This is a genomic window from Nostoc sp. (genome assembly GCF_036917455.1).
GTDB lineage: Bacteria > Cyanobacteriota > Cyanobacteriia > Cyanobacteriales > Nostocaceae > Nostoc.
In genome coordinates, this window is the sequence record NZ_JBALDK010000246.1 from 1 (window position 1) to 8,817 (window position 8,817).

At 42.1% G+C, this 8,817-nt stretch carries 11 protein-coding genes and 1 pseudogene; 1 reads left to right on the plus strand and 11 read right to left on the minus strand.

The genetic code is table 11. From position 1 onward, the window contains the following. Positions 1 to 579: 579 nt before the first annotated feature. From psbM to V7K42_RS27275, 5 genes are all read right to left on the minus strand, one after another. Entirely contained in the window at positions 580 to 696 is a 117-nt protein-coding gene (gene psbM / locus V7K42_RS27255; RefSeq protein WP_012407089.1) for a photosystem II reaction center protein PsbM, read from the minus strand. A gap of 116 nt (positions 697 to 812) precedes the next feature. Continuing rightward, positions 813 to 1,109 carry a 2Fe-2S iron-sulfur cluster-binding protein gene (locus V7K42_RS27260; RefSeq protein ID WP_334920617.1) on the minus strand — a complete coding sequence of 99 codons (297 nt, stop codon included), beginning with the start codon at positions 1,107 to 1,109 and terminating at the stop codon, positions 813 to 815. 186 nt (positions 1,110 to 1,295) lie between these two features. Beyond that, the gene (locus V7K42_RS27265; protein ID WP_006195022.1) at positions 1,296 to 1,433 is read right to left on the minus strand and encodes a photosystem II reaction center protein K; all 138 of its coding nucleotides are present in this window, start codon (positions 1,431 to 1,433) and stop codon (positions 1,296 to 1,298) included. Positions 1,434 to 1,729: 296 nt separating this feature from the next. Beyond that, positions 1,730 to 2,875: a tRNA guanosine(34) transglycosylase Tgt gene (gene tgt / locus V7K42_RS27270; RefSeq protein ID WP_334920619.1), complete on the minus strand. Its 1,146-nt coding sequence runs from the start codon at positions 2,873 to 2,875 to the stop codon at positions 1,730 to 1,732. Positions 2,876 to 2,984: 109 nt separating this feature from the next. After that, positions 2,985 to 3,437 carry a hypothetical protein gene (locus V7K42_RS27275; protein ID WP_094333205.1) on the minus strand — a complete coding sequence of 151 codons (453 nt, stop codon included), beginning with the start codon at positions 3,435 to 3,437 and terminating at the stop codon, positions 2,985 to 2,987. Positions 3,438 to 3,812: 375 nt separating this feature from the next. On the opposite strand from V7K42_RS27275, the gene cobS reads away from it, so the two are divergent. Further along, positions 3,813 to 4,589 carry an adenosylcobinamide-GDP ribazoletransferase gene (cobS, locus tag V7K42_RS27280; RefSeq protein WP_334920621.1) on the plus strand — a complete coding sequence of 259 codons (777 nt, stop codon included), beginning with the start codon at positions 3,813 to 3,815 and terminating at the stop codon, positions 4,587 to 4,589. Between the two features lie 75 nt (positions 4,590 to 4,664). On the opposite strand, the gene V7K42_RS27285 is transcribed toward cobS, so the two are convergent. The 6 genes and pseudogenes from V7K42_RS27285 to V7K42_RS27310 all read right to left on the minus strand — a co-directional run. Then, the gene (locus V7K42_RS27285; protein ID WP_334894497.1) at positions 4,665 to 5,120 is read right to left on the minus strand and encodes a PPC domain-containing protein; all 456 of its coding nucleotides are present in this window, start codon (positions 5,118 to 5,120) and stop codon (positions 4,665 to 4,667) included. An 87-nt stretch (positions 5,121 to 5,207) separates the two neighbouring features. Further along, the gene (locus V7K42_RS27290) at positions 5,208 to 5,885 is read right to left on the minus strand and encodes a ComF family protein (RefSeq protein ID WP_334920623.1); all 678 of its coding nucleotides are present in this window, start codon (positions 5,883 to 5,885) and stop codon (positions 5,208 to 5,210) included. A 60-nt stretch (positions 5,886 to 5,945) separates the two neighbouring features. Continuing rightward, a complete protein-coding gene (locus V7K42_RS27295; RefSeq protein ID WP_334920627.1) occupies positions 5,946 to 6,437 on the minus strand; it encodes a GNAT family N-acetyltransferase in 492 nt (163 codons plus the stop codon). Between the two features lie 634 nt (positions 6,438 to 7,071). Next, positions 7,072 to 7,476: a VOC family protein gene (locus V7K42_RS27300; RefSeq protein ID WP_334920625.1), complete on the minus strand. Its 405-nt coding sequence runs from the start codon at positions 7,474 to 7,476 to the stop codon at positions 7,072 to 7,074. Positions 7,477 to 7,494: 18 nt separating this feature from the next. Further along, positions 7,495 to 8,091, minus strand: a complete 597-nt coding sequence (locus tag V7K42_RS27305) for a tRNA-(ms[2]io[6]A)-hydroxylase (protein ID WP_094346917.1) — start codon at positions 8,089 to 8,091, stop codon at positions 7,495 to 7,497. A 200-nt stretch (positions 8,092 to 8,291) separates the two neighbouring features. Continuing rightward, a pseudogene (locus V7K42_RS27310) lies at positions 8,292 to 8,732 on the minus strand (PAS domain S-box protein); the annotation flags it as partial. Between the last annotated feature and the right edge of the window lie 85 nt (positions 8,733 to 8,817).

The following is an 8,817-nucleotide window of genomic DNA, read 5'->3' on the forward strand; positions in this document are numbered from 1 at the left end:
GATTTTTTTCCTTCATCCTCCTCCCCATAACTGCTGACTTTTGTCAAATTTTGTATTAAGAAAGATGTTTATAATGGATAGCTTTTTAAGGGGGGGTTGGGGGGATCAAAAGCCTATGAGTCCACTCTCAAAGACTTGTGTGTACACCGTAGCCTTATAAAGGAGAGGGAAGCTAGAGACAGGATGAAGCTTTGTATTTTATTTAATCCATGTTCCTAAGAGGATGTTTTAAAAGTCCTATTGTTAGGTATTAAAACGTTCTAGTTCCCCCTAAATCCACACCACTTGCTTCACTTGGGGAGACCCCAAGACCGCAGTGGCTCCGCTTAATAAGGGGGATTTTAAGAGACTTTTGCCCTCCTTAAAAAGGAGGGTTAGGGGCGATCGCTAAGTACCTAAAATCACAGAGAAATACTTGTTCATTCATCCTCTAAGAGTGCCGAGTATAAAGATTGTTGTAATAGGATAGTAAAGAAGTAAAATTTGTCTTGTCTTTACTACTCAGCACTCAGTTAGCGGTTGATAAATAAAAACCCCAGCACGACTAGTGTAGGGGTTATTTATTTTATACACGAATTCTTAACTATCTTTTCCACCTTGGCGGCTAGCAGTTTGGATGTACAGAATTAGTAAAAACACAGTGGGAACTAATACGAACAAAATGCTCGCTACGAACCCCAGGTCATTAACTTGCATGGCAAGAAAGCCTCTCTTAGTTTTCCAGTCAACAACATTAGGATACCATTATCAATGACAGAGTTAGCCCAAATTTTTTACTTTCTCAAATGCTAACCACGGATAATCCCAAAAATTTAAGGCTTCGTGACTACACTGACTGAACCATTCACTAAAGTTTGACATGCAAGACGGTAATTTTCCGGCTTTTTCTTGAATTTACGACTTTCTACGTCTGTGCGGGGAGAAAGATTTTCTAGTCCTTCGACTATCTCGACAACGCAAGTACCACATTGACCATTACCACCGCAATTGGTCATCTTGCCAATAAATGTATATATATCAATGTCATTTTGCATCGCTTTGAGTCGGAGATTTGCACCATCTGCCGCCACGACTTCTTTATTCTCTTTAACGAATTTGATATTACCCATAACTGATTTCCTCCTTGACTCTAAGCTTGGCTTTCAAGGCTTCATATTGACATGGCTTGATTCATATCTTATTTATTATATTAAAACATTACAAAATATTAATAAATGTTAATTTTATAAAATATAGTGCCACAAAAAATAGAACAGGCAATATACCTGTTCTACTCAATTGAAAAATAAATTAACTTACCTAAATCCCACAGCTGCTTGCCAAACGAAAGCAAGTAACAAGAAGAATACAGGGATGACTGGGAGAACATCTACCAAAGGATCGAAGATTTGGTAAGCTTCAGGCAGTTTTGCTAATAAAAGTGCTGCTTCCATGTTTGTTTAAATCCACCTATCCAACACAGCTTTCATAATTGAAAAGTATCTTAACATGGTTTGGTCATTTGTCATTTGTCATTTGTCATTGCTTATCTCCCCAATCCCCAGTCCCCAAGGGAGCAACGCGAAAAAGTGAGATCCTCGTGAAAAGAGCAGGGGAGGCAGGGGGAGCAGGGGGAGTGAAGAGAACACTTTAGTATTTTTTACAACCTTTATAGCTATAAATACACTTATTTCTTTCTCTTCCCCTGCATCCCCTGCTCACAAAATCGCATTGCTCCCGTCCCCAATCCCTAGTCTCCAATCTCCACTCCCCACTCTTCATCTCGACTTTCTTCGTTAAGCCAGTGACCAAATTCTGTGGTGAAGCGATCGCTTAATATTGCTTCTCTAATATGCTGGGTAAAGCGAATTAGCTCGGTAATGTTGTGAATGCTCAACAAGGTATAAGCTAAAATTTCTTGCGATCGCACTAAATGAGATACATAAGCACGGCTAAAATTTTGACACGTGTAGCAATGACAAGTTTCATCTAGTGGCGTAAAATCTTCACGAAACTTAGCATTTTTTAAATTCCAGCGTCCGCCCTGGACTATTGCCGTTCCATGTCTGGCCCAGCGAGTGGGAATTACGCAATCAAATAAATCTATACCAGATGCGATCGCGATCGCCATTTCCCGATAAGTACCCACACCCATCAAATAACGCGGCTTTTCGGGTGGTAGAAGCGGTGCTGTTACTTTTACAATCTCAGCCATCAATTCTGGTGGTTCTCCCACACTCACGCCACCAATGGCATATCCCGGCAAATCTAACTTAGCCAAAGCTTCAGCCGCCCGGCAACGCAAATCCAAATACACGCCCCCTTGCACAATCCCAAACAAAGCCTGTTCACTGCGTTGATGAGCCGTTATACAACGTTCTAACCAACGATAAGTCCGCTCAGTTGCAGTTTCAACCTCTTGACGAGTCGCTGGGTAGGGCGGACACTCATCAAAAGCCATAATCACATCTGCCCCTAAAGTATTTTGAATCTCAATGGAGCGTTCTGGTGTCAAGTTAATAATTCGTCCATCGTGAGGTGAGCGGAAAGTTACACCTTCTTCAGTAATTTTTCGCATCTCACTTAAGCTGAACACCTGAAACCCACCAGAATCTGTGAGCATTGGGCCGTTCCAACCCATAAACTTATGCAACCCACCCCCCCCAGCCACGATCGCTTCCCCTGGTTGTAGGTGAAGATGATAAGTGTTAGATAAGACCATTTGTGCCCCAGTATCTCTGAGTTGGGCTGGGGTAATAGTTTTGACATTTGCCAGCGTTCCCACTGGCATAAATCTAGGGGTTTCTACAACCCCGTGAGGAGTGGAAAACACTCCGGCTCTGGCTTTTGTCTGACTACAGCAAGCAAGACATTCAAAGGAAAAATTCGCACTCATGCCATTTTAGATTTTTGAAGATGCGCCTATTAAGACTTATGCAAAACTATCCGATGTAGGGGCAATTCATGAATTGCCCCTACATCAAATTGCTATAGTAGTCCCTATTTTAGAAAGAATCAGAACAGTCATCGTCAATTTCTGCATCCCATCTAGCTGAGAGGACTTGCTCCATCATCGCTTCGATGGCGCTGACATTGAAGGTTCGCTCTCGTCGTTCTTGGATGGGGGTTGAGCGGGGAATCAACCGCAGACACACCCCTTCTTGCATCAAATCGAAGTAGGTTTCTTGTTGCGATGACTGTTTGAGTTCCAAGTAATCAAAACTATAAATGTTCAAGTATAGTGCATGGTTAGCCACTAAGGTAGACCTTTGTGGATTAGCAAAAACTTCCATCACATCCCCTTCGCCCTCGCTCAGTACCTTATCTTCTTGGGTGTAGATGTAGTGGACTCGACCTAAATCTCCCAGCAATCGCCGGATGTCGAGTTTATTCACAATGATGCCCGTGTTAATAATGCACGGAGCTGGTATCCTGGTGTCGGGTAGATGGTGACTCATAGGAAAATAGCGCATTGAGCTAAGGAGAGTAACAACATAGCTAAACTGTCATAATCGAATAGCTTGTTTACTCCCTACATTTAAAAAAATATCAATTTTGTGGGGCAATCGTCTAACAATTTGGAGTAAGTTTTTAGTTAACGAATACAAAACACAAATTTTGATTCTTGATAGAACTTTAATTTTCTGAATCGTTTTTTGTATAAAAACTTACTTAAAAGTTTTTATTTATTACTTAGACCAGCATAACAAAATTTTCAGTAATAATCTCTAACAGAAGTAAATCTTATCTAAAGCTTTAAAGTCTACTAATGTTCAATTGTAGTCAAATTAATATGATTATCCAGCAATTAACCGAATATTAATGTAACTCCGATGACGAAACAGCAACAGTGGTGGAAAAAGCTGCTGTTCAAACTGGCAGCTAGTATTATATTTTACACGAGTATTCCATTACCGTATTTGAACGGGTTGGATTTTCAAGGAGTAGCACGTCTTGCTTCGCTTGTAGGGTTGATAATTGGGGGAATTTTAGGGTTACTAGATACGGGGATGGATTATCTTGGTATGCCAGTGTTAACTCGTAGTACTTTGGTAGTAAGTCTTTGGATTGGTATAACTGGAGGACTGCACTTAGATGGGGTAATGGATACTGCCGATGGTTTAGCAGTGGGCGATCCGGATCGGCGGCTGGAGGTGATGGCAGATAGTGCTACAGGTGCATTTGGGGCAATGGCTGCGATCGCCTTGGTGCTACTAAAAATCACAGCCTTAACAGATATGCCAGAAAATCGTTGTTTGTTGCTGATGGCTGCTTGTGGCTGGGGACGTTGGGGACAACAGGTAGCGATCGCGCGATATCCTTATTTGAAACCAACCGGCAAAGGTGCATTTCACAAACAAGCCATTCGTTCTTACAAAGATTTGTTACCAGGATTATTATTGCTGTTGGCTTTGAGTGCTTTACTTGTGCTGATAGATAAACAGCAATTATTTTTAGCACTAGCAATGATAATTGCCGGAAGTGCGATCGCCATTTTAAGTGGTGCATGGTTCAACCACAAATTAGGTGGACACACCGGAGACACCTACGGCGCAGTCGTCGAGTGGACTGAAGCCTTATTTCTCTGCGTGCTGACCGTTTTTTCATAAATGCGGAGATAAAGGAGCAGGAAAAGAAATTTTAATTCCTGACTCCTAACCAATGACCAATGACAAATGACAAATTCATTTAATCGGTTGCAGCTTTGTCACCTTGAGCTTAAAAGTCCCAACCCCAGTTTCTCCAAAAGACCGGACACGAATAACATAATTCCCTGTCTCTACGATGCGGGTAAATAGTAAGGAATTGCTAGTACCATCAGGGCCATCATCATTTTCTGCCAGAGTCGAACCATCAGGTGCTAGCAGTGTGATGATGCTGTCAAAGTTTTCAGATGACAGATCAACTGCTAAATTATCGCCCTTTTGTAACTTCACTGTGTAATCACGAGCAAACCCACCTTGACCTGTGGGAATGTCTTTATCTGAGAGGCTATCAGTAATTTCAGTACTGTTAGATAAGGGTATTGGACTATACAACTTATTTTGAGCAAAAGCTGCACCTGTACTTACGCCTATTGCCAGCAATGTGGCAGGAATAATCATGAGTTGTTTTAAACCCGCCGCAAAAACTTTATTCATACATTTCAAGCAATTTTTTCCACAAAAATAGAGTAATTCGGTCAACTTATGTGCTTATATGTTCAATTTAGCTCATTAATTCGGGATTTATCCGTCTTTGACAGCAGTGGCTACTGCTACTAATCCTAAGACCACGATTCCATACTGACGAAGTGTTTGCACAGCAGACCTGGCAGTAGCACCAGTAGTATAAATGTCGTCCACTAACAGCACTGGAACATTTGGGGGGCGATCGCGAAATTCTTGCCCAACAGCAAAAGCTTGAGCCAAGTTTTTTTCTCGTTTAGATACCGATAAACCAAATTGCGCTTCAGTTTCTCGAATTCTGGCTAAACCGTTTAGTTTCAATTTTAATCCAGTTATTTCGCAGAAGCTTTGTGCGATCAGTCCAGCTTGATTGTATTTACGCTGCTTTTGCTTACTAGGGTGCAGTGGAATGGGAACTACCACAGGCTGACTATCTCGCCTCGGTGAATTTAACAACCATGCTTCTCCTAACCATTGACCCAAGGGGCGAGCTATTTGGGGTTGATTTTCGTATTTCATTGCGGCGATCGCTCGTTTAACTGGGCCACCATACTCCCCCCAGCCAAATACTGGTATTGGCTCTTTCCATAGAGAAATTGGGTCTTTCCGTTGACATTTTTGCAGTTGTCTGATACAGTTCTGACAAAATTCTTGGGAAGTTGCGCGTTGACATAGGGGGCAATGGGATTGGAGAAAAAGATTGAGTAAGTCGGTGAGATTTTTAATCCAAGTGTGCATTTGTCCAAAGTCCAATAACTAATGACCAATGACTAATGACCATTGACCAATGACTAATGACTAATGACCATTGACCAATGACTTAAAATACACGCGATCGCAGCGTGTTGTTTCTGCTCCCGTTGCTGGAGTGTAGCCGTTGCTTTCATACAGCTTGACTGCTTCCACCAAAACGCTGGCGGTTTCAATCCAAATTTGTCCAAATCCCCGCTCTGCGATCGCTGCTTCTAGCTGTTGTAACAAATATTTCCCTAATCCCAAACCCCTAATGCTGGGCAAAAGATACATTTTGCGGATTTCTACAGCTTTTTTGCCTCGATGTATGGGGTAGTATGCCCCAGTACCGACTAACTGGCTTTGGTGTTCAATTACCCAAAACTCTCCCCCAGTAGCTAAATAAAATTCCTCTACTTGCAGCACATCTTGGTCAGCGCCCTTCGGTTCCCAACCCAGACCGTATTCTGATAATACATAACTAATGACTTCGGCAGCTCTTGTGCGATCGCTTTCTGCCCAATCACGGATTAAAAAATCTTGATAATATTTTTTCATTACCATTTGGTGGTCAAGTTTACACAGAAAATTTTCTGGTTCTATATCCCAATTTACCTAGCAAATAGCAATTCTTGCAGACTCAGTTTCAGGCAGTACTTTCAAGGTGTCAATAAACGGACTAAGGGAGGGGAATTATCCTCCCCTCCCCTTGTCTTCTTTAGCAACTACAACTCAGCGATATATTTGTAGTGATGCCTACGCAAACATTGATCTTACGCTTGATAAGCTGTCGCGCCTACAAGTTGCCTCATAATCTTTTAGGTAAAACCTGTAAACCCTCTCCTCTGCCCCTCTGCTCCTCTTCTCCTCTGCTCCCCTGCTCCTCTGCCCCTCTGCCCCTCTGCTCCCCTGCTCCCCTGCTGTCTCAATGTGCAAATTAAAAACACAACAGCTTATCAACCTCTATTACTTTTCCAAGGGCCCTAAGAAGTTAGGCCACCTGCATAATTACAAATGGTTCCTATTTAAACGTCTTTATATAACCAAACATTTCTTGTTATAACCCAACTAAACCTAGTTTTTTCATTATGATTCCGATGACTGAATCGGTGTTCTAGCCTGATATAAAACTGTAATGAAATATTATTCTAGCTTCAATTACCAAGGAATTTGTCAGACTAGAAGCGAATTTCTAGCTGACAATTCCTAGATTGCTGTAAACTTCGATGAGATTGCCATCGGGATCGCGAAAATAAGCTGTGCGAATTCCCCAGTCTGGGCGATCTTGTGGTTGAGTCACAACGATCGCATTCTGATTTTTGACTTGCTCATAAACCTCATCCACGTTATCGACTGCGAAAATCAAGACTGTTTTATCTCGATTGGCAACATAAGAAGGCTGTTCGATTCTTGGGACTACTTCAGCCATCAATTCTTTTTTGAACAAACCTAGCTTGAGATATCCAGTATTAAACTCAGCATATCCGCCATCTTCATCGCCCCAATCGACATCAAATTTCAGCAGATCCCGGTAGAACAGAAAAGAATCTTTGTAGTTGGAGACAAGTAGTCTCAGGTGTGTTAGCTGAAGCTTCATATCTGTTGCCTTAGTCTACTAACTGTGAATTCTAGGTTCTGGATGCAAAGTCGCCAGCAACTCGCTTTCGACAATTGCTAATTCATCAAGCCGTTGCATGACTATTTCTCTGTCGAAGTAAGTAGCAGCTAATACCCAGTATATGCCGTAATGACGCGCTTCGGATGCCATTAACCCCCGATAAAATTTTGCTAACTCTGGCTCTGGACAGTGAGCAGCTAACAGTCCCAGGCGTTCGTGAGAGCGAGCTTCAATTAAACCAGTGACTAGTAAGGAATCTAGAAATCGCTCAGGTTCTTTGGGGCGGACTGTAGCTCTTAAACCTGCGCCGTAAGGAGGCGGTTGTAAGGGAGCTAAGGGAATATTTCGGCGTTCTAGCCATTGGTTAACTAGCTCAAAGTGTTCTAGTTCTTCACGGGCGATCGCAGTTAGTTCCCGAACCATTTTAGTATTAGAAGGGTAACGAAACATCATATTCAAGGCTACGCCTGCTGCTTTGCGTTCACAGTGGGAGTGGTCGAGTAAGATGATGTCTAAGTTAGCGATCGCTTGTTCAACCCAAGCAGAGCTAGTAGGTTGTTTCAGGACGTTGATTGTCGGTAACTGAGTAAACACAGAGTCACAAAACTCCAGAATTTTAATTGAGCTAAATAGTCTAGCAGATTGATTTTAACTGAATATTTTTTGAACAAAGTTCAATAATTGCTCGGTACTGATAAGGTTTTGCTAAAAAATCTTGGATAGCAACACCTGTAGTCTCGTAGAGAGAGTCTTGATTCTGACTCCTGAATTCTTCTTCAACTCCCCTGCTCCCTTCATTTTTGCTGCCGCCGTTCCTCCATTTCTTGACTAGAAATCATACTATGGACTCTCTCTACATCTGCCATCATCAAAACTGCTCCCTGCATTTCAATGCCAAAGAGGGGAGTAATTGCCAGGTAACATTTTATTTGTCTACCCCGACGATTGGTAGCATCGAGGATCGTTTCTTGAAATTGTTTTTTACCAGATAAGGAATCGCGGATGAGCGATCGCAACTGCTCGACGGGTAGCCCAATATCTAGGCTGAAAATAGACTTTCCTAGAACTTCATCAGTCCGCAAGCCCCATAAATCCTCTACCATGTAATTCCAAATTGAGATGTTAAAGCTGCTGTCAATTACCACTATTCCTGTTTGGAGACTTCTGAGAATAGAGACGAGAAAAATATTTGTGCGATTGAGTTCTGTGGTGCGCTCGCTCAGTTCATTAGACATCTCCGAAAACGTTCAAAGCCTTTATGGGGCTAGACTATAGCCCCTAAACGCAATCATTCTAAATTAGCTAGTCTGTACGAAAAAA